A 21,102-nucleotide genomic window follows, 5' to 3' on the forward strand; every position below is an offset into this window, starting at 1 on the left:
GGTTAGCCACCCAACATTATCGACCTGAAAAGAACAAGAAATGAAACCAAGAGATATATTTATTAAAGCCTGCAATGAGATAGCTATTCCTTTTATCGCAATGGGATTTAAGCCGTCTAAAAATGGACAATGTTTGAAAAAGATTTCAAAAGACAAAAATTTGACTTTTGAAATATGGTTTCGTTCAAGTGTATATAATTCATCTTGTAATGTGGCTATATATCCACTGATTACGATTACCTGTAAAAACTTGAAAAAGTGGGTGCAAGAAGAGAATCTCAATGTCAATGATGATGGCTTAGTATATCATAATCATATTGGATACCTATCGCCAATAAATCAATATCAATCTTGGGATCTTGCCGGACTAAGCTATGCTCCATCAATAAAAACAATAATTGATTTACTTGAAAAATATGCTTGTCCGATATTTGATTTATTTGAGAATAGACAAATGGCTATTGACTTCATTACGCAACATGGCTGTTGTTTCAATCAATACACGAAAGACTCTCTCCTTGCCCTGCCATATATGTTGAGATATGGTGAAAAGGAACAAGCCGAGAACTACTTCAATCATTACATACATTCAAGTAAATGTCGAAATAGATTTGTAAAAGCCTATTCTCAATTAGAAAAGAATGATGTAATTGATTGTGGATTAGATAATCGTTTCGTAATACTTGCATATAGTCAAAAACTAAAAATAAAATAGGTCGATAACAAACAGATGAAACTTTTAAGGTGGTTTATCCGCCGAACATTAGTCGCTTGAAAAATAAAAAAAAGAAAATGAGTAAGATAATGATATGGGTCGGTCAATTCGATTCCGAAGCTGACTTTGAGAAATATATGGATCAATCGGCTTTCCGTCAATGGTGGAAAGATTATGATGAAGACAATAAGGAACTTCGTTGCCAGTTCTGTAAGGAGCTTGGTGTAATGAGCTATGATGAGGATTTTCTTATTATGAAATTCACATCTGACGGCTTGGCAGGATTACTTAACCTTATTCCTGCTGATACCCAAAAGATAAGTCTGTCGATAGCTGATAAAAATATTACAATGGCAAATGCTGTTATCTGCTATAATTGTCGTGAGGGTATATCTCCTAAGAAGGCAGAGAATACCACAACCATGACTTATCTTGGTACGTTTGAGTTTGAACTGTCGCCTGAAGGAATGCAAGGGTCTAATGCTGGATTAGAATATATGATTTGGATTGGCACAACCGATAAAAGTAGGGAAGAATTTATGGAGTATTTCAATCAAGATGAATACATGAAAGAAATACGAGATTACGAAGAAGGTCGTACAAAGAAACGCCCAAATCCCGACCATCGCTGTCAGTTCTGCAAGGACATAGGAATTAAGTTCTATTACCCAGAATTTTTGAAAGTGGAAATTTTGGATCATCTTGAGAATCCATTTGAAATGGTAAAAAGGATGATAAACAATCAATTTGTGCCTGATTGGGTAATTGAACTCTACGTCAAGGAAGAACATGTATCAGCATCGAATTGTATAGTCTGCTATATTCCTAATGGATTTAAAGATAAAAAGAAAAATCAGAACATCTATATAAAGAAAAAAAGTTACGATGATTCTGATGTTCCCAAAAAACATATTGAGGAATTAGTAGATTACAACGGCATTAAATATCTTGAATGGTTTAAAGCCGAAGGATAATTATAATGGTATAGATTAGGTCGTCTATCTGCCATAACCTTTTATGGTAAAGATGATAAAAATATGAGCAGCTAATAGTTGAGTTGAAAAAAGAACAAATTGTGCGACTAACAAGCGGCTTAACCTCCCCTGAAAAAGGTCGGTTAGCCACCAAACATTACCGATAATAATAAAAACAAAGAAAATATGAACGAACGATATGCCAAATGTATTCCATTCGATAAGAATGTAAAAGGCAGGATTGGTGGCAATCCTCCTAAATGTATAGAAGGACAAATCCCTTGCGATTATAAATTCTATGCAACACTGGTACATCCTGAAAAGGAGAACATCATGCTTTCTATCATCATTCACCAAGATTATGACACTCTTATTGACAACAACATATATCCCTCAATAGCAGTCAAAGTAATAGAACATGAATTTTCCGAAATTGGCAATTGTGCAGAAAAGCGAAACGCCAGCTTAGACATGTGTTCTATCAGTGAATATTCAGAAGATAAGGATAGTGAAAATATACTTGTAAAAATAGGTGGTGAACCTTCCCTTATCCAAGATGAAGAAAGCTATTATAAAGAATTAGAGAAACATGGTTTTTCTTTTTTCTTATCAATAGACGAGGACGGATATAGTGAAGATGTTACTATTGGCAGTTATCCTTTCGGATATGGAGCTTTGTATTTGTATAAGCGCTGTACAACCAATGAAATAATCGCAGGATTTTGGCAATGTTCGTAAAAAATATATCGGTAACATGCACCTGTTCCGCCTAACGGCGGCAAGCTGCAAACCATTAGCATCAAATAAAAAAGAATGAAAACAATAAAAGAATTGCTTGATGAAGTCATTGATTTAGAAGGTAAGGTTCAAATAAGCCAAGCTATCGACTTTCATAAGGGAGTGCCTACCCTTGAAAAAGGAGTTTATAGAAATGTCTCTCCTATGTTGAAAATCAGGTATGGGGCATTTGGTAAATGGATTAATGCGACACATGGAGATTGGCTTGATACAAAAGAAATGGAAAGTCCATGGAATGAAGATGAAAAGGATGAACGGTTGATAGGAATTGTTCGCGACATAAAAGCTTCAAAGGATTATTGGGAAGACCATGCTACTGGACTATTTGCGCCAAACAGAATTTCCATTTTTGCAGCAAGCGATAATGGCTATGAAATGATTTGCCTAATATGGTTTGACGGTACAGAAGAACCGGAATTATGGGTATATGATTGCAACGGTGAAAGTCGATATAAAGATTTAGCTGCTTATTTGCAAGCATATATTGATGATGATGTATCAGCTTCTGAAGTAAAGTGGAAATTAGCTGATATGTGATTCTTTTATTAGAAGTGATGCTAACATACACCTTAATCGCCCAAAATGGCGATTAGCTGCCGAACATTATCGACCTAAAAAGCAAAATGATTATTAAAATAAAGGACATAAATAATAATATAACTTTTGAGTTATTGATTGAATCTAATATTTTAATCAATGACTTGCATAAGTGTATAAGAAAAGTCCATAATCAATATTTAGGCAATAATGGTATTGATGTCATTAGAATAAATGGTTCACTACATATCTTGTTATACTTCGTATCACTTGATAAATATGTAGAAATGAATTATGGGAATAAGCCATTGAATTTTATTATTGATGAATACAATCATAATCAGTGGCGAAAAGAAACGTTTAATTTTCTTTCTTTTGAACATTTCAATTCAACTGAAGATTATGCAAAGGAACTCTATACCGGTTATGATTGCAGTTTTGTTGAAATGGGTAAAGATGGATGGTATGAAATATATGAATTATGCAATGTACCTAACGAAAAAGCAAGAGAATGGAAAATTGAATATTTAGAAAAGAAGGTCAATAACAAACAGCAAACCGACTGAATAAGTGGAACGCTGCCGAACATTATCGGCTCAATAAAATGTTCAATTTTTAATTAGAAGAAAATGAATACTAAAACAAATGATTTAAAAGAAGTTATCAAAAGTTGGATCATCAATATTGATAAAACAGAAGAATTGCCTTCTGATATTGTGGCTTTGAGCTTTAATCTTTATGAACCTTATGGTTTAGAAATGGTTGGTTCTATTTGGTTTGATGAAAAGGATGAAGATTGGGCATGTGATGAAAGTTTTGAACCAGCTCAAAGAAGTTGTCCTAATTTTGAAATTTCAGACAAACTAAAATGGGAAGAAGTGTTAGAAATAGTTGTAGCTATTCTTAAAGACTTACTCAATGAACTTGCTGACTTAAATATTTTTAGAGTAGAACATATCGCAGTTGGATTTGTAGATGGTGATTTGATTATCATTAAATAATCAATATGCCGATAACACGCACCGCAATTGCCTAAACGGTGATTAGCTGCCGAACATTAGCAACCGAGAAGTAAATATGAAAAAGGATCTTATAGAACGATTGAGAAGATTTCTAACGGCACATGATATGATTGGGACACCTGCATCTGATGAGCAGGTATTATGTGCGGAACAAGAATTAGGAGTAAAATTTAGTTCTGACTATATAGACTTTATCAAGAATTTCGGAGCTGCATACGCAGGAATGATGATTAATGCTTTAGACGGCAATGAAAATGTGGTCGATGAAACTAAATCATTCAGAGAAGTTCATCCCGATGTTACAGATACTTATGTGATTTCAGATGATGGTTCTGGCAATCCCATAATGATTAATTCTAAGGGAGAGGTCGAAATATATTATCATGATAGTGATGCAGAAATAGAAATCATCGCTTCGTCATTAGAACAATATATAGAAGATAATTTTCCTGAATGGTAAAAGCGGTTGCTAACAAACAGATGAAACATTGAAGGCAGTTTATCTGCCGGGCATTAGTCGCTTGAAAAAATAAAAAGAAAATATGGAAGTGTTTACGGAAATAATGAAATACATTCAGACTTTTGGAAAGTATGGATGTAAGGAATACGAAAACGGAACAAAATTATATGGTCATGCGCCTTTTATCGCTCCCAAAGCATATAATTTTCGTGTTTTTTCGCCATTGAGTGAACAAGAAATCGTAAAGTTAGAACAAGATATGCATCGGGAAATCCCTATTGCATATCGTTCGTTTCTAATAAAAAATGCTAATGGTTTGAATCTTTTTAATACTACTCTATGTTTTGATGGGTTGAGAAAATCGTATTGCAGGAGTTTGGAAGCTACCCCTGAACCATTTTCTTTATCCGAACTTAACAAATTCGAAAGACCTAAAAATGCAAAAGAGTCCTACTTTTTCATTGGGGGATATGATAATGACTTATCCAAGCTCTATATAAATTCAGAAGATGGCACAGTTCATTTTTGCAAACGCTGGGATGCTACCTCGTTATTAAAATGGAACTCTTTTGAAGAAATGATTTTATCTGAAACAAGAAGGCTTCTAAGTCTTCATAATGATAGGGGTGAAATTCTTGTACCACATGAGAAAACACTTCCAATATGAGAGATAAGGCGACTAACAAGCGGATAAATCTCTCCGAAAATTGATTATCCACCGGACATTATCGACCATAAAAAAGATTAACTAACTGATAAATAATTAAATGACTGAAAGATGATGGATTTAAGAAATATCATATTGGAGAAGAAAGACCATTTGCCAAAACAAACCGGGAAGTTGGTTAATCGACTATATAACAAAATTAAACTTGATAGTTATTATCCTGACAATAAGAATGTAATAAAACTTAAAGAGTTCTCAACCGTAGAAATAAATAATTTTCTATTAGAATGTTTGGCGGAGTATGATAAAACAGAAAGACTATTTTGTGAACATCATGATATTGTTGGCTTACGAGGTGTATGGGCGGTTTTAGCCTTCTCCAAAGAAGAGAATGTCTTAAAGTATTTCGACGAACTTATAGACAAATATATTCACGGTAAACCGTTTTACTTACATTTTTTATTTGAATTATTTGGCTATTCGGAAATTCAGCACCCTTTATTCGATAAGATACGAAAGTATTATGATAAAATTTCCGATGATTTACCAGCATATATATTATTGAAAAATCTCAATATAGTGCCTTCGGATAAATATAATTGGTCTGTATCTCTTATAATTACAACAGATGGAGAATGGCTCACATCCAGTCAACTTACCGATGAAGAAAAAGAGCAAAGATTTTCATTTGAAATGCGGCTGAGTAACCCGCGAACAATGGGAGATACCTATGAAATAATAATCGAAAATGAACTATCCTCTCGAAAAAAACAAATTATTTTTTCAGATAGTAATATTCGGGCAATTAGCGTTGATAAGACAGTATTTAGCACTCCTAATATATTAGATCTGAATAATTTTGTTAGTGAGGTAGAGAATTATTTTGGTATTCAATTTAATTTTGAAAAAATAGCCTACTTATCAGTAAGCAAAGGCATAAACAGAAAACAAATAGAAAAGTGGGTGAAGAATAAATTTGTGATATAATATGGTCGATAACAAGAGGCTTAACATCTTAAAGGTAAGTTAGCCACCAAACATTATCTTTTTGAATAAATAATAAGCGATGAACGAAGAACTAACAAATATTGTATTGAGCCTATCTTCTCTCGGGAATAAACGTATCGAGAGTTTGAGCAAGAAGGTTCTGAAAAAGATGAACTTCAAGTCTTCAAAAGATTTGGAAAATCTGAAAGACCTGTGTTTTTGGCTGTATATTTATGGTTATACTAATCAGTTTACTCAACTGTATTCAATACTTCTTTCTGTATCGTTTACTGGCAACTGGAATACATGGACACAAGTCGAACTGGTGTTGGCTTTAGTCTATTATGCTTCAAGAAAAAGTAAAGATGTTCTGCATGAATCTAAGGCATTGGCGGGAATCATGCAGGCAGAGACGGATGTTGAAAATATAAAGAGTCGATGCAACGGTTCGCTATTAGAAGGACGAGAGCAAAATGTTCAAGAAAGTATCCAACTTGGGAATAAAACAGATATAAGAGAGGCTCTTTACGCTGAAATGAGAGAGTTAGTATTGATATATGCTCTCGGTGGAAGTGAAAAATATCCCCTTGAGAAGATTGAGGCAAGAGTAGAGGAAATAAAAGAGAACTTAAAAGGAATGTAGCAAAAAAGATAACAAGCGGATCAATCTCCTTTAATGGCGATTATCCACCGGGCATTATTCGCAAAAACAAATGGAAGAAAAAAACTATATATCAAACTTTGATTGCTCGCTTTGGCAAATTGATGATTGGGGACTATATACAGCCAAATCTCCTATCTATATCAATTCTTTGGGCAGCGATTTTAATGTGTGGTTTGATGTGGACGGCGAGAGTTTTCCTACCGACAAACAGCTTGTTGCATGGGCGGGATTTTGCAATATTAATTCAAATGAAATAAAAGAAATGATGATTGACGGTCTTACAAAGTTAGTAGATAAAATGGATGTCTTGCCAAATGATGTAGAGCCGGAATTTGGTCCGATATATAGACCTATGGCGATTTCGAGAAATGCCAAACGCTCTATTGAAGCTGTAAGACATAGTAGAAAGACATTAGGTAAAGTGGCAAAATCCACCTTAAAATGCAATTCGGTTGTTGTACCGTTACAAGATAAAGCTCCAGTTAGATTTATTGTAATGAACTTTGAAATTGGTCGTCGCCCTTATGAAATGGAAGCTGTTTTTTGTAATGAAAAGATGCTTATGGTCGGTGAAAACTCTGGCATTTGGACTCGCCTTGAATGGATAAATGAGTTTAATGTTCCAATGTTTAATATTGGAACGGCATTACATCCATATTGGCGACCCGAATAATATGCGAATAACATGCACCTGTTCCGCCTAACGGCGGCAAGCTGCAAACCATTATCGTCAAAAGAATATGGAGAAAGGCATTAGAAAAATTGAGCAGAATGGTGTTCACGTTGCATATCTTACTTGTCCTCAAATCAAATTGAATAAGTATAAAGATGCAACTATGTTATCGTTGTGGCATATCAAAGGCGACTCAATGGATTTTATTTTGGATATGCCCGAATTGCAAGATATTAGGATGTATGCGTGTAAATTCAATGACTATACAGCATTAAGCAAATTGACACATCTAAGGAAATTATGTATTAATGGTATTGCCACAAAGGAAGAGCAAACTTTTGATTATATAGCCAATCTTTCTTCTTTAGAAGAACTAATCATTGGTTACATACAACCGTTTATCAAATTCCCCAATTTATCGAACTTACATAGTTTATATAAATTATTTATTTTTGAATGTAAAAATTTAGTTGATATAAAAAGCATAGCCAATATTCCCAATTTGCGTGTATTTGATTGGTGTTGTTCTCAATTAAAGCCTACTGAATTGGAATTTGTAATGCAAAAAGACAGTATTCAAAAAGTTGCTGCTCAATTTGGAGGAAAGAGGTTAAATGAAGAATTTAAATCATTATTAATGAAGTACAATTTATGACGATAACAAGCGGATGAATCTCCCTAACGGTCGATTATCTGCCGGACATTATTCTTCAAAAGAATTGGATATGAATAAAGGAAATACCATAGAAGATTTTTTTTGTAAGCAATTCATTAAGTCTGGTTATCAAGACCGTTTCTTTTTTGAACTGTCATCAAACAAAAAAAGAGTAAAAGCTATTAGTCGAATTTGTCATAATATGATGGATATTATAAATGAGAATAAGATTGTCGAGGTCTATAATTCTACGGATTTAATCCATTTGACAGATAGACTTCGTGAATTATCTAAAGAGAAAGAAGGATATTGCATCGGTTTTTTTGAGCTGGATCAAAAATGGGCAGATATATCAGAGGCTATAAATGCAGGAATACAGTCGAATTTTGGCTTTGCCATAATATTGTCTGATGGAATTGCTTGTATATGTGAAGAAACCGGTATAACCAATAGAAGAGCTGTAATATTACACTCCATATCCAAATTGAAAGAATAACAAGCGGCTCAACCTCCCCTTAAAGGTCGGTTAGCTGCCAAACATTATCTGCCCAATAATATGAACTAAAAAAAGTGATATGGAAACTAAAGCGGAAGTCCTAAAATACATGTTTACAAGAATACAAGAGATGCTTCCTGTAAATGTGGTCAAAGCAAAAAAGAATAAAGACTACTTTACTTACATAGTGGAAAACGATTGTAGTATTGAGTTTTACTTTCAAACAACCCAAGGTGGATATGCCGGTAAAAACACTTTTTGTATGGGTGTATCAGCTAAAATAAAGAATCCATATTTATGTAGTCTTGTATTAGAACCATTAAATAAAAAAGACGCTGGTGGTAACATCATAGTTTGCTTTGATAATAATATTGATTGGTTTAAGCAGCATCTAATGGATATGGATTATTTTTTCGGGAATAAGAGTGACAAGACTCCTAACGTTGAGAGATTCTTAAACGATTTGAAAAAGGATTTTTTTCCGTATATCATACCTTTTGTCAAACAATATACAAAAATTATAGATTTTTACTCAAATTCGGGTCATATTCAACATATATATGCAGATAAACAGTTTAGCTTAGGAGTAATCTGTTCTCTCTTGTGCAACCATGAAGAGTTCATTGAAGAAACTTTGGTTCCATTAGCCAAAGCAAGTGAAGGAGGTTGGATATTTAGAGAATTTTTTAAGTGCACAAACTACGTTACCGATATAGTTGAGCCGATTAAGAAATATGTCGCAGAGAATAATATCCATTTTGAACAATGAGAAGAATAGAATGGGCAGATAAAAGCGGATTAATTGCTCTCGAAATGGTCGGTTATCCACCAAACATTATCCGTCAAAATAAAAAATAAAATGGAACTTGAATTTAACAATAAATCAGAATCAATTACAGCTAAGGATATAGCTGATGTTGAGCGGAAAAACAAATTTATTTTCCCGCAGGAAATCAAATCGTTCCTTCTTGCCAATAACGGAGGTCAACCAAATAAAACGATATACACTCAAAATAGTCAGGATTATGTGGTGGATTTCTTTCTGCCCATAAAGTCCACAGAATTTGAAGACTTGACGTATTCGGCGACAATAACTGATTTGAGTGATATAATCCCGAATACTGTAATACCATTTGCTATAGATCCATTCGGCAATTATTTCGTTTTTGACAAAGCTGAAGGTAAAATCTATTTCTTGGAAATGGAAGAAGTAGCTCTTTCCTTATTGGCGAGTGATTTTGAATCGTTTATTTCATCATTAAAAAAGGAATGAGACGGATAACAAGCGGATCAATCTCATTTAATGATGATTATCCACCAGACATTATCAAATTCTAAAATAAAGCAGTTATGAGTACAAAATATAACGAAGAAGCAGAAGATCTGATGTTTGAATTATTCGACGAAGATGATTTTACAAAAGTCATATCATTTGTGGATAAGTATGGATGTGATTTTGTGGATAGAGATGGAAGAAATCTATTAATGAATTTCATTGTCGAAGGAAAGAGTACGTTTGCCATTGAACTAATAAAGCAATACAAAATGAATGGTTTGAATTTGGATTTGCAAGATGACTCTGGGTGGACGGCGTTGCATTTCGCTGCTCAAGAGAATAGCCCGGAAATTATAGAACTTCTTGCAGGGTCAAAGGCAAACTTAAATATCCAAGAAGAAAATGGTCGTACCCCGCTATTCATTGCCATTTTTGATAGAAATGACAAATCTGCGATTACATTATTGGAAAATGGTGCAGATATAACAGTGAATAATAATTCAGGTGTTTCTCCAATGTCATTTGTAACGAAAAAAGTAAAGAAATGGATAAATGAGAATTTGATAACAAACAGCAAACCGACTGAATAAGTGGAACGCTGCCAAACATTATCGACCTGAAAAGAACAAGAAATGAAACCAAGAGATATATTTATTAAAGCCTGCAATGAGATAGCTATTCCTTTTATCGCAATGGGATTTAAGCCGTCTAAAAATGGACAATGTTTGAAAAAGATTTCAAAAGACAAAAATTTGACTTTTGAAATATGGTTTCGTTCAAGTGTATATAATTCATCTTGTAATGTGGCTATATATCCACTGATTACGATTACCTGTAAAAACTTGAAAAAGTGGGTGCAAGAAGAGAATCTCAATGTCAATGATGATGGCTTAGTATATCATAATCATATTGGATACCTATCGCCAATAAATCAATATCAATCTTGGGATCTTGCCGGACTAAGCTATGCTCCATCAATAAAAACAATAATTGATTTACTTGAAAAATATGCTTGTCCGATATTTGATTTATTTGAGAATAGACAAATGGCTATTGACTTCATTACGCAACATGGCTGTTGTTTCAATCAATACACGAAAGACTCTCTCCTTGCCCTGCCATATATGTTGAGATATGGTGAAAAGGAACAAGCCGAGAACTACTTCAATCATTACATACATTCAAGTAAATGTCGAAATAGATTTGTAAAAGCCTATTCTCAATTAGAAAAGAATGATGTAATTGATTGTGGATTAGATAATCGTTTCGTAATACTTGCATATAGTCAAAAACTAAAAATAAAATAGGTCGATAACAAACAGATGAAACTTTTAAGGTGGTTTATCCGCCGAACATTAGCATCATATAAAATTGAAATTATGAAAGAATTAGAATTAAGAAAACCATATCGTTTACAAGAAATTATCGAAATAGTTTCTAAAAATATAGCTAATAATGGCTTCACTGACTCTAACTATTGCTTATACTCCAATGAGGGTACAGCCCAATTGAATCAATTATGCTATTTGGAACTATATCCTACGATAGATGATAATGATGAGGAAGTATATCCAGATTTTGTAAGAGATAAGTCTTTGGATTTATTTTATTACGGGCAACAATTTGAAGATGTATTGATGTCCGTATTTGATCAAAAAGAAACTGCATCAATTAATGACTATATTGATGCGTTGAACTATTATATGGAAAATGATACGTTTATGGATTTCTGATGATGCTAACAAACAGCAAACCGACTGAATAAGCGGAACGCTGCCAAACATTATCTATTTAATAATAAGCATAAAACTATGATTTACTTCTATCTTAAGTTTATTGAGTTGCGGGCATGGGAATAAACGAGTGACGCAAAACGACGGTATAAACTCCAATATCCCGGTTGCTGCCCGGATTACGATAGACAAACTGCCGGATGTATTGAGAAACGTGCAGGCAGGAAATACTGATTATGATTTTATAGGTATTTGTTCCAATGGTGTGGACTGCATCTACTTTGTGCTGGAGAACGGAAAGTTTTACATAGATTTTGAAGCTATGGGTAAAGAGCAGCTTCCCTACATAGATACCTTGAAACAGTTCGCAAAGGAACATAATTATCCTATTGTCGAAACAACCTATAACAATACTCCGGTCGATTACGAACATCTGAAATACGCTCCCGTCCTTAGCCTGAAAGTCAATGCTGACATAGACAGCATCGTAAAGGTCGGAAAACAGATTGAGCAGACCATTTTCAGGAACAACGAACGAACCGTTTACGAAATAGTGCCTTGATTTTGCCAATAAAGACATTAAGATTTAGATAACAAACAGCACTGCCGCTTAAAGCGAAACGCTGCCAAGCATTACCGATAAGAAATAAAATGAAAGATATAATTGAGTTATTACAAAAAGAACGAATAAAAACTGTTGATGCCCTGAAGCATGGCAATCAGCAGGAACTTTCCTATCTTCAACAAATAGATAAGGCTTTAGGATGGTTGAAACGGATTGAAGAAAAAGGATTGGAAGATGTTGGATGTTATGACATACATAGTCTGCCGGATTTACCTCAAGAAAATTCCGGTCTATACTCCTTTTATCATATAATGATGGATTATGAAAGTCCCAACATTGAAGATTGGAAAGAATATAGACCAAACGGTCAGTCTTTGCCATTAAGTTTTGATGATATTGTAATAACTCGAAAAAACAGATAGCAAACAGCACTACCGCTTAAAGCGGAACAATAATAAAGGAAAGTAATGAAGAAGTTATTTGATGCGATAAATAAAGGAGATTTCGATACAGTTAAGCAAGTGATAGAAAAAAATCCTGTTCTTATCAATAGCATAGAAAAAGGATGGCGCAAAAGGGATGAAGGTTTGTGCCCTTTACGCATAGCAATCAAGAATTGTCACTATGATATTGTCTGTTTCTTAATAGATGCGGGTGCGAATGTAAATGACTATACTCCCAAAGATGATATGTATATAAGTCACCAAGCTGTCTATACCGCTGTTACACATTGCATACCCAAATATGGGTTACAATGCGGTACATACGAAGATTCTTTAAAAATATTGAAGTATCTTATTGAACATCGGATGGACATCAACCTTACAGATAACAAGGGGGTTAATAGTTTCTTTCATGGAGTAAATCTCTCTCACTCAATGATACATTCGACATCGGATATGTTTGAATCCGATCTGCCTGATACTCTAATTTGGAATCCGGAATTTGATGTAAATATAGCTTATCAAAGATTCAAAGAAGTATTCACACTCCTTTTGGAGCATGGTGCCAATACTGATATCCCTGATTATTGGAAAGAGCAGTCTGCATCTTGGGAGGGGTTTAATGCAAAAATCAAATGGGCTAAGAATTTATTAAATCTATGCAATAGAGAAAAGTAGGATGTACGATATGATTGGATATGAAAATGAAGATGATTATCACATTCATCTTGATGGGCTTTATGATATAAATGAGGAAAACAAGGTATTTACAATAAATAAAAGTAAATAGTAGGCGGTTTAATAGCAAACTGGCTGAATAAGCGGAGCACTATCAAACATTACCCATGCAATATATTTAGAATGAAGAAACGGGAATATAAGGAGCAAGAACGACAACGGCATTATTATTTCTTCGACTATCTGTTCTGGTTGGGAGAAATGGCACAATGGCATTATAAGGGTGAGCCAAGACGCCCCGACGGGGAGTCCATGCTGATGCTTTGCATCATGATATTTATCTATGAGCCGATATTCCTTACAACCGCTCATTTTCTTTACGGTTCCCCGGCATTTGGGTGGTTTACAGTCGCCATGATAGTTGGAATCGTCGTAGTCCATCACTGTGTTTCGCGCGGCTGGATATACCCGTTTTCACGAAGGCAAGCGGTCATGCAGCACTATGAAGGACGCAGGTTCAGCCCCTTCAGATGTTACTTCTTCCTGTTCTCCCTCGTCTTTCTGATTATTGCCGAAATTAACCTGTTGCCAAGCACACTGATGCGGATAGACGGGCGCAAGGCGGAGCCGGTGGAGAACACACGGACGGAAGTTCCACAAAGGTGGAGGGATTACCTTGCGCTGCATATCACGGTAGGAGCCCGTCAGGAAGTACCCAGCGAAGCCTTGCTATATCTGATCAATCAGGACGGTCGCACCTCCCGCTACGGGCAACCGGTCTATGTCATGCAGGTAAGGGCAACAGAGGGAGATATGGGCGGAGAGTTTCGTGCAGGGTTGCTGAACCACGCCACCTTTGAGGAAATCCAAGACGGCAGACGGAAGTTTGTCGAATGCACATGGGTCAAGGGATATACGCCGGACAGCATAAGGGTACTGCTGACCGGGTGGTACGAAGTGAATAACGCCGGACTTTGTCCGGTGGACTCTCTGGAATGGACAGAAGATACGGAATTTTGAATAATCAGCAACATACCCAATAAATAGAATGAAGAAATCTGTCATAACATTGTTTTTAGCGGTTGTATCCGGAGATCCACCCATGTCGCCGTGCGCCAAGGTGTAAGCGCAAGATAGTGAAAGCCCTTTCACCCACGTTAGGGATTGCAGGGGAAAGCCCACAGCATAGCGAGGACTTGCAGCGGAAAGCCCGACCCGAAGGGGAACGCCCAAACAACCGCCCGCAAAAACTGCTTTTGAGCATACCTTGAAAAAAGGAAGACCGAATATTCCGAAGTTTCGTCCTTATGGTATATATTTGTAATTGAACGGAAAAAATAGCTGCATATCAAGGCTTGAAGCGAAGATTACAGCGAAAAAGCAAATCACTACCTATTTTTGAAAAGAATTGCATTTATGGAAAAATACAAAGTAGATTATAGTGAGTTTTCTTATTTTAAAGGCATAACGATAGATTTTGATTCTTTAGAAGAAGGTCTTGATTATGCCCAAAGACATAATATCAAAGATGTTTTAGTCCGCTCTGAAAAGAATGATATAAAAAGAGTTGTAAACTTTGATTTTCTAAATGGGCGGGATTTTATACAAACATTTCATTGGATCGTTTCTCTTTCTAAAAGGTCGAACATTACTGGATTATATCATCTTTCAAAACTGAAAGATTTCCGTTGGGGAGTAGATAATAATTTTGACTTGGATTTATCTCTTTTTCCAGTATTAGAGAAAGTCAATATCAGTTATGATGCAAAAATCAGTGGTTGGGAAATGCTGCATCAATTAAATTGGCTTCAGCTAAGCAAAGTTAGGACAGACAACCTTTCATTTTTAGAAAAGACCATTAGTTTACAGTATTTGCGTATTATCGGAGGTTCATTTACTTCGATCGAAGGTTTGGAAAAGTGTGTCAATCTAAAAACTCTTTTTCTACAAAGGTGTACGGCTCTCACAAACCTAAAACCAACAATCGCAAGTTTGTATAATTTAGAGAGATTGAATTTAGAAGCATGCCGAAAAGTCAGTGTAGAAGAACTCAAAGGCATTGCTGTCAGATATATATCAGTAATTTGAAAAACATTGGGAGCAAAAATGAAAATACCCATCACAATCCTGCTTTTAGCAAGCCTGTTTGCCGCAAGTTGCGGAGAGCCGCCCATGCCACCGAGCGACGAGGAAATGATACGCCATTTCACCACGCACGAGGTGGCGTTCCGTAAGGTGTACGAAATCATGGCAGAGAGTTCAGAAGGTAGTTTTCACTACCCGCCGCTTTCTCCGGAAGAGGTTATTATACTTGATTCAATGGAGCAAAGCGATACATCCCATGAAACGAATGATGAACAAGACATCCCGGTATATGGACTGTTGAAGCCGGAGCGAATCCTACTCGACTCCCTGTTATCAGAAATTGGATGCGGTTTTATCCTTGTTGATCGCAGGGAATGGGGAACGGCAGATTCGGTATATGTGAGCCTCGTTATGCCGTACTACTCCCACGGCATCGTGGATGCCGGAACGTCCAAGAGTTTCGTTTACGATCCCGGATTGAGAAGCCGTCGGAATATCCGTATCACCGAACATGGCGACCTGAACGAGATCTACCGCAGGACGTACAACGACACCACGCTTTACAAGCCCATCAAGGGAAACTGGTACATCGAGTTAGACCATTCGATATAACGGCCCGGAGTCCGTATCAAAGTATGTATCATTTTTTGTCAAGAAGATACATCATAAAGCAGATAATGGCCATCGCAAGGAAAAATAACAGAACCGCAAGGAGTTCGTTAAACCTGCACTTGGCATAGTGAGACATCACTGCTTTGCCTCGCCATTTGTAAATCCTGCTGACGAGCGACATAACGGCAAATGTGACAATGCTAAAAACGACACATGGCAACAATGCCGACACACCTGGAAAAAGCCGGATAGTAACAGTCATCATAGGGAATATCAAAAGAGCGAAGATATAAATCGAGAGCATCATTTCGCCATCGACCCTGCCTGTTCGTCTTGCCTGCTTCCATTTCTCCCCCATCCACCAGAGGTAGTCCCAGAGATAAAACCGTTGCTTATTCTCCTGCCGTTTCATCATGCCCAATGTATAAATCCGAGGTGGAACATCAGCGCTACATTTGCCACGATCAGGGCGATAGCGATAAGAACTATTTTGGCGAGCTTCCTGCCGGGATGTTTCATCTTCCCGTAATGTTCACGGAGTGCTTCACGCCGTCCGGCTGTATAGCGTAGCTTGCAGAATAAATCGGGAAGAAAGCAGAGAGGAATCACTATGGCCAAACCAATCATCCAGCCGAAAAGGCGCAATATCGGCGGAAACCCAAGCGGTATGAGTAGGACGAAGAGCCAGCACCAAAACAGTAGCATACGTCCGTTGAGATTGGTACGCTCCCTTTCGTGCCATATCTCGGCTACATACCACATATAGTCGATGAAGCAGATCCGGTATTTGCGATTGTCCTTTTCCATACCGTTATCTCCATACAAAGAAACCAACCAATATAAGTATAATCAGAACGCTGACCAACACAATCTGAACCCTGCGGCGTGTTTCAGGCTTGCAATCGTCAAATAACCACAGTTTGCTGTTAAACTGCCAATGACACGCCCATTTCCAACGGAACAGCAACCCTGCAAGCCATAGGGCAAGCAACCCGACACCAAACAGCAACCCGTATTGCGGGTGAGCCTGCAACCACTCGAAAAACGTTTCCGCCTTGCTGTTCATTGCTTCGTATATATCGGTAACTGTCATACTTATAATTAAAAGGATTCCGAACACAAAAATAATGTTTTCCGTTCACATAATCACTACTTTATGCTCCAAAACACCAGCTGTGCGGTTATAAAACCAGGAAACAGCCCCCGTTAAGGTAACGGAGGGTGTTTGCGGGGTGTTTGTGTTCATTTAGTTCTGTTCCGGCAGGAGCTTGCAAAGCACCGGGTCGTTCTTGATACGTTCCAGCTCCTCGGCGACGATGCGGCCGGCCTCTGCCTTGATACGTTCGTAGTTTTCCTGCACGACCTGTTTCATGTGATCCGTCCCATTCTCATCCGTGAAGTCGGTAATTTGTGGTATCTTCTTGTACCGGGCCGTTTCCGCTTTCACTTTTTCGTTGTCCACGACAATCTCGCAGTGGAAAATCTTCTGCTCGATACGTTCGTCGAAATTGTCCGCCACGGCCCCGACGAACATTCCCTGCGTGAGCGTCGAGATCTTCGAGGCCGGGATCAGGCTGTCCAGCTGCGTGGATATGGATGTCGATTTGTCGCTGCGGCTCAACGTCATGCTCTGCCGCTTCTGCAATACCTTACCGAACCGTTCCGAGAGTGTTTTGGCCGTTTCACCTACGACCTGCCCGGAGAAGATGTTGCCCACCGTGTTCATCACGACGGCGGCCTCCTTGTCCCCGTAGTCCCTCTTCAACTGTGAAAAATCCTGGAAGCACAGCAGCACGGCGACCTTGTTGCTTCTGGCCGTGGCGATCAGGTTGTCGAGTCCCTTGAAGTAGATTGTCGGCAGCTCGTCGATGATGATGCCCGATTTGAGCTGGCCTTTCTTATTTATGAGCTTGACAATCCGGGAATTATACAATCCCAAAGCCGCTCCGTAAATGTTTTGCCTGTCGGGATTGTTCCCCACGCAGAGTATCTTGGGATCGTCCGGGTTATTGATGTCGAGCGTGAAGTCATCGCCCGACATGACCCAATATAGCTGGGGCGAAATCATGCGGGAAAGCGGAATTTTGGCCGATGCTATCTGGCCCTGGAGCTGGTCTTGAGCGCCTCCGAGCCAGGCATCCATAAAGGGGCTGAGGTAGTTTTCGAGTTCCGGGTAGGATGTCAGAATCGGGAAAATATCCTCGTACCGCTTGTTCAGGAACTCGATGGCGTGCGGGAAGGTACAATACCGCCCGTTGTCGTAGATGCGCAGGAACCAGATCACGGCCGCGAAAAGGATAATGGGGCTTTCCACAAAAAAATCGCCCTGCTTCTGCACCCAACTTCGGTTCAGGTTGAGCATGATGGTATAGGCGCTCTCGTAGGCGTCCGAAATATCGGTCATGAAGTCCGGGTGAATGGGGTTACAGCGGTGCGAGCGGCGCGGGTCGTCGAAATTTATGACGTAGAAAGTCGGGATTTTCTTGTAACCTTTCTGGTGATTCAGCAGGTGGTTGTAGGCGATTTCCGAAAGATCGGGAAACTTGTAGTCATAGATGTATTGGGTATAGCCCTTTTCGATTTGCTGTTTAATAAACTGGTTTACAACACAATAACTCTTCCCGCTGCCCGGGCTTCCCATGCAGATGCAAGCCCTTTGCGGGTTTACGACGTTGGCGAACCCGTTGTTCCACTGTTTGTTATAGTAAAATTTCGTCGGCAGATTTATGGAGTACTCGTTCTCGATCAGGCGTGTTTCCTGCTGGAATGATTCGTTCTCGTTGTTGAAAGGGTCATCCATGAGATTGTTCTTCAGCAGGCGGGACATCCACACGCCGCCCATCAAGAGGCAGATATACCCGGCCGATAGGGTCAGTATGTAGAAAGCCGCGTTCGCCGTTGCCGTCAGCGGCAAGTCCAGCAGCCACCAGTTGAAGAAGAACAGCACGCCTCCCGTGGCCAGCGATGCCGTGATTTTCCGCCAGGTAATTTTCTCCTCTTTTACTCCTTTTGTCCCGAGGCATGAAAGGGCGAGGAACACGACGGCGAAAAGTTTCGTCCATAGTATATTCCGGAACAGCCCCGCGGTGCGGTCGAAGTTCAGCAGAATCCTATCGACCACGCCGATATTGATTCCCCATTCCCGTATCTGCCCGTAGCAGAACCAGTAGATGTTGATAACCACGAACAAGATACTCAATGCCCGCATGAAATCCATTGTTTTTGCAAGACCCCGAAGGTCGTCTTCCTGTTGCATAACCGTAAGATTTAATAAATGAATGATAATTGAGATGTTATACTTTCCTCCGTCGTGAGGTATTCCGCTTCCGTTGCCCGTCCCGTCCGGCAGGCGCTTGTTTCGGGGACAAGCCCCTCGTGTTTTCCCCGGGATTCCGTTTTCCGCCGAAGCGCAGCTCGAAGGCGTTGGCCGAGTATGCCTTTCCCAGCCGTGATCCGTTCACGACCGTCCGTGTTTCGTGGTCAATGAAGGTCACACCCACGATGCGGCCGTTTTCGTTGCGTCGTATGTAGAGATCCACCCGGGCTCCCCGCAGGCGTTCGCGCAGTTCTTCCTCCGTGGGTTCTCCCCGAAGCGCTTTATCGACCCGGCCACGGATTTGCCTCCTCGTGTCGTCCTTCCCGAACCGTTCGGCGCTGCGCTCCATGTGCCGTTCCAGCCCGTCATACCCGACCTCTTTACCGAACAGTGAGGATTTGAGCGGCGCGGCCACTGCCTTGTCCCCGTTCTCGTCCAGCAGCGTGTAGAGCAATCCCCGGTAGGGGGTTCCGTTCCGCTCTCCCCGGACTTCCTCTATACCTATATTATATAGGGACAGCAATGCCCGGAACTCGCCGAGGGTCTGGAAGCGGTATGTCGCCACGGCCGGTTTTATTACCGCTGCCACCTGGCGTTTCAGGTCGCCCCGCGTGTAATCGGCGGGGACGATCCCTTGCCCTTTCTCCCGCTTTCTCCCTTTGGCGGGATGCAGTCCGTACTCCCGTTCCAGTTCCTCGGTAACGGCCACGCTGCGTTCGTTGCGCCTGCTGTCGTTTATCTTGCGCCCGTCCTGGGCCACCTGCACCGACACGATATGGATATGCTCCCGTCCGATGTCGGTATGCTTGAATACGATATAAGGTTGTCCTCCCCAGCCCATGCGCTCCATGTAGGCCCCGGCTATCTCCGCGAGTTGCCCGTCGTCGAGGCGGTCTTCGGGAGCCGGGTTGAGCGACACGTGCACGACGGGTTTTTCCGTCCGGTAGTGCGAGGGCATCCAGCGCAGGAGGTCTTCTGCCGTCGCGGCCACGTTGAAGCGCCCATCCACCGGCTCCCTCACGATGTGGGTCAGCAGTACCTTCCCGTCGCCCCGATCGACTTTCTCCTGGTTGTACGCCAGCGCGCCGTACACGTCTTTTCCGGTGGTGATATTGGCTACCATCGTTGTTTGAACTCTTCGGAGAGCGACACGACCTGCTGCCCGACGGCCGCCAGTTCACGTGTCGCTCTCTCCAGTTTATAGAGCAGCGCGAGTGTTTTCTTCTCGGAAAAATGCGCGTGCAGCTCCTTCACCACCTGGTTATAATTCGTTCCTATGGCACGGAATTGGGCGTGGAAAGCGGTCAGCTTCGCCACGTATTCGAGCGTTCCCCGGTCGGTCTTTACCACCCGGAACGCCTCGTTGAACACTCTCGCTTTGATAAAAGCGGCTTTGGACAATAGCCCGGACTGCTCGTAAAGGTCGAGGAAACGGGCATGTTCCACGGCTGAAAAGTTTACCGAAAAGCGGTAAACGGCCGGGTCGTTTTTCGCGGGTCGTCCCCCTTTGCCCCCTCGGGGCTTTCTGTTCTTTTCCATCGCATCGAAATTTTAAGGAGAGGCCAGGGCCCCACCGGTTCCTGAAAATTCCGATCCCTTCGCGGCTTGCCGCCTTTCTGAAAAGCACCGACTCCGGAGGTGCTTTCTCCCCCTTGCGGGCAAGCTGTTTTCTGCTGCAAAACGAGAATCGTGCAGCAGAAAACACAGCTTGCTATTTGCCCTTTGCAAATACCTTCTGCCCGCTCG

The 21,102-nt window shown here is 39.8% G+C and carries 30 protein-coding genes; 24 read left to right on the forward strand and 6 right to left on the reverse strand.

From position 1 onward, the window contains the following. Positions 1–40: 40 nt before the first annotated feature. The 24 genes from GD630_RS15195 to GD630_RS15310 all read left to right on the forward strand — a co-directional run bounded on the left by GD630_RS15195 (position 41) and on the right by GD630_RS15310 (position 16,040). Positions 41–715, forward strand: a complete 675-nt coding sequence (locus GD630_RS15195) for a hypothetical protein (RefSeq protein WP_115649178.1) — start codon at positions 41–43, stop codon at positions 713–715. A 77-nt stretch (positions 716–792) separates the two neighbouring features. Further along, positions 793–1,689, forward strand: coding sequence for an immunity 22 family protein (locus tag GD630_RS15200; protein WP_007558970.1), 897 nt, complete (start codon positions 793–795; stop codon positions 1,687–1,689). Between the two features lie 186 nt (positions 1,690–1,875). Beyond that, entirely contained in the window at positions 1,876–2,427 is a 552-nt protein-coding gene (locus tag GD630_RS15205; RefSeq protein WP_044299313.1) for a hypothetical protein, read from the forward strand. Between the two features lie 75 nt (positions 2,428–2,502). Next, entirely contained in the window at positions 2,503–3,024 is a 522-nt protein-coding gene (locus tag GD630_RS15210) for a hypothetical protein (protein ID WP_048317453.1), read from the forward strand. Positions 3,025–3,110: 86 nt separating this feature from the next. Continuing rightward, positions 3,111–3,590 (forward strand): hypothetical protein, encoded by a 480-nt coding sequence (locus tag GD630_RS15215; RefSeq protein WP_122331681.1) that lies wholly within the window; start codon positions 3,111–3,113, stop codon positions 3,588–3,590. 63 nt (positions 3,591–3,653) lie between these two features. Beyond that, positions 3,654–4,025 (forward strand): hypothetical protein, encoded by a 372-nt coding sequence (locus tag GD630_RS15220; RefSeq protein WP_016213067.1) that lies wholly within the window; start codon positions 3,654–3,656, stop codon positions 4,023–4,025. Positions 4,026–4,101: 76 nt separating this feature from the next. Then, entirely contained in the window at positions 4,102–4,506 is a 405-nt protein-coding gene (locus tag GD630_RS15225; RefSeq protein WP_032532247.1) for an SMI1/KNR4 family protein, read from the forward strand. An 82-nt stretch (positions 4,507–4,588) separates the two neighbouring features. Then, the gene (locus GD630_RS15230; protein ID WP_143869340.1) at positions 4,589–5,173 is read left to right on the forward strand and encodes an SMI1/KNR4 family protein; all 585 of its coding nucleotides are present in this window, start codon (positions 4,589–4,591) and stop codon (positions 5,171–5,173) included. Positions 5,174–5,284: 111 nt separating this feature from the next. Then, positions 5,285–6,160: a hypothetical protein gene (locus tag GD630_RS15235; protein ID WP_117508532.1), complete on the forward strand. Its 876-nt coding sequence runs from the start codon at positions 5,285–5,287 to the stop codon at positions 6,158–6,160. A 79-nt stretch (positions 6,161–6,239) separates the two neighbouring features. Then, the gene (locus tag GD630_RS15240) at positions 6,240–6,803 is read left to right on the forward strand and encodes a DUF6707 family protein (RefSeq protein WP_008627649.1); all 564 of its coding nucleotides are present in this window, start codon (positions 6,240–6,242) and stop codon (positions 6,801–6,803) included. Positions 6,804–6,873: 70 nt separating this feature from the next. Continuing rightward, positions 6,874–7,497 (forward strand): hypothetical protein, encoded by a 624-nt coding sequence (locus GD630_RS15245; RefSeq protein ID WP_009132149.1) that lies wholly within the window; start codon positions 6,874–6,876, stop codon positions 7,495–7,497. Positions 7,498–7,564: 67 nt separating this feature from the next. After that, positions 7,565–8,152: a leucine-rich repeat domain-containing protein gene (locus tag GD630_RS15250; RefSeq protein ID WP_009132151.1), complete on the forward strand. Its 588-nt coding sequence runs from the start codon at positions 7,565–7,567 to the stop codon at positions 8,150–8,152. 70 nt (positions 8,153–8,222) lie between these two features. After that, positions 8,223–8,648, forward strand: coding sequence for a hypothetical protein (locus GD630_RS15255; protein ID WP_005681360.1), 426 nt, complete (start codon positions 8,223–8,225; stop codon positions 8,646–8,648). Positions 8,649–8,727: 79 nt separating this feature from the next. After that, positions 8,728–9,417 (forward strand): hypothetical protein, encoded by a 690-nt coding sequence (locus GD630_RS15260; RefSeq protein ID WP_008620113.1) that lies wholly within the window; start codon positions 8,728–8,730, stop codon positions 9,415–9,417. A 90-nt stretch (positions 9,418–9,507) separates the two neighbouring features. Beyond that, positions 9,508–9,921, forward strand: a complete 414-nt coding sequence (locus GD630_RS15265) for an SMI1/KNR4 family protein (RefSeq protein ID WP_005842523.1) — start codon at positions 9,508–9,510, stop codon at positions 9,919–9,921. A 77-nt stretch (positions 9,922–9,998) separates the two neighbouring features. Beyond that, complete coding sequence (locus GD630_RS15270; RefSeq protein ID WP_007662657.1) at positions 9,999–10,514, forward strand: ankyrin repeat domain-containing protein; 516 nt, start codon at positions 9,999–10,001, stop codon at positions 10,512–10,514. 42 nt (positions 10,515–10,556) lie between these two features. Continuing rightward, the gene (locus tag GD630_RS15275; RefSeq protein ID WP_115649178.1) at positions 10,557–11,231 is read left to right on the forward strand and encodes a hypothetical protein; all 675 of its coding nucleotides are present in this window, start codon (positions 10,557–10,559) and stop codon (positions 11,229–11,231) included. Positions 11,232–11,303: 72 nt separating this feature from the next. Beyond that, entirely contained in the window at positions 11,304–11,657 is a 354-nt protein-coding gene (locus GD630_RS15280) for a DUF7716 domain-containing protein (RefSeq protein ID WP_032581402.1), read from the forward strand. A 130-nt stretch (positions 11,658–11,787) separates the two neighbouring features. Continuing rightward, positions 11,788–12,219 carry a hypothetical protein gene (locus GD630_RS15285; protein ID WP_238482924.1) on the forward strand — a complete coding sequence of 144 codons (432 nt, stop codon included), beginning with the start codon at positions 11,788–11,790 and terminating at the stop codon, positions 12,217–12,219. Between the two features lie 89 nt (positions 12,220–12,308). After that, complete coding sequence (locus GD630_RS15290) at positions 12,309–12,644, forward strand: hypothetical protein (protein WP_117599383.1); 336 nt, start codon at positions 12,309–12,311, stop codon at positions 12,642–12,644. A gap of 45 nt (positions 12,645–12,689) precedes the next feature. Further along, positions 12,690–13,343, forward strand: coding sequence for an ankyrin repeat domain-containing protein (locus GD630_RS15295; RefSeq protein WP_118419681.1), 654 nt, complete (start codon positions 12,690–12,692; stop codon positions 13,341–13,343). Between the two features lie 183 nt (positions 13,344–13,526). Beyond that, complete coding sequence (locus tag GD630_RS15300; RefSeq protein WP_117599385.1) at positions 13,527–14,363, forward strand: hypothetical protein; 837 nt, start codon at positions 13,527–13,529, stop codon at positions 14,361–14,363. Between the two features lie 396 nt (positions 14,364–14,759). Then, complete coding sequence (locus GD630_RS15305; RefSeq protein WP_117899965.1) at positions 14,760–15,431, forward strand: leucine-rich repeat domain-containing protein; 672 nt, start codon at positions 14,760–14,762, stop codon at positions 15,429–15,431. A gap of 18 nt (positions 15,432–15,449) precedes the next feature. After that, entirely contained in the window at positions 15,450–16,040 is a 591-nt protein-coding gene (locus GD630_RS15310; protein WP_143868136.1) for a DUF4948 family protein, read from the forward strand. 28 nt (positions 16,041–16,068) lie between these two features. Here GD630_RS15310 and GD630_RS15315 read toward each other — a convergent pair whose 3' ends face one another. From GD630_RS15315 to mobA, 6 genes are all read right to left on the reverse strand, one after another. Then, on the reverse strand, positions 16,069–16,455 hold the full coding sequence (locus tag GD630_RS15315; RefSeq protein ID WP_004319173.1) for a hypothetical protein: 387 nt from the start codon (positions 16,453–16,455) through the stop codon (positions 16,069–16,071). Then, entirely contained in the window at positions 16,452–16,847 is a 396-nt protein-coding gene (locus tag GD630_RS15320) for a hypothetical protein (RefSeq protein WP_004295258.1), read from the reverse strand. The genes GD630_RS15315 and GD630_RS15320 overlap by 4 nt, the downstream gene beginning before the upstream one ends. A gap of 4 nt (positions 16,848–16,851) precedes the next feature. Continuing rightward, positions 16,852–17,133 carry an Imm17 family immunity protein gene (locus tag GD630_RS15325; RefSeq protein ID WP_009123648.1) on the reverse strand — a complete coding sequence of 94 codons (282 nt, stop codon included), beginning with the start codon at positions 17,131–17,133 and terminating at the stop codon, positions 16,852–16,854. A gap of 153 nt (positions 17,134–17,286) precedes the next feature. Then, positions 17,287–19,296: a conjugal transfer protein MobC gene (mobC, locus tag GD630_RS15330; protein WP_007662663.1), complete on the reverse strand. Its 2,010-nt coding sequence runs from the start codon at positions 19,294–19,296 to the stop codon at positions 17,287–17,289. Positions 19,297–19,333: 37 nt separating this feature from the next. Beyond that, positions 19,334–20,479, reverse strand: coding sequence for a conjugal transfer protein MobB (gene mobB / locus GD630_RS15335; RefSeq protein WP_119188037.1), 1,146 nt, complete (start codon positions 20,477–20,479; stop codon positions 19,334–19,336). Then, positions 20,473–20,895 (reverse strand): conjugal transfer protein MobA, encoded by a 423-nt coding sequence (mobA, locus tag GD630_RS15340; RefSeq protein ID WP_007662666.1) that lies wholly within the window; start codon positions 20,893–20,895, stop codon positions 20,473–20,475. Before mobA ends, mobB begins: the two co-directional genes overlap by 7 nt. Positions 20,896–21,102 lie beyond the last annotated feature (207 nt).

Origin of the sequence: Bacteroides zhangwenhongii (assembly GCF_009193325.2) — a bacterium.
GTDB classification, from domain to species: Bacteria; Bacteroidota; Bacteroidia; order Bacteroidales; family Bacteroidaceae; genus Bacteroides; species Bacteroides zhangwenhongii.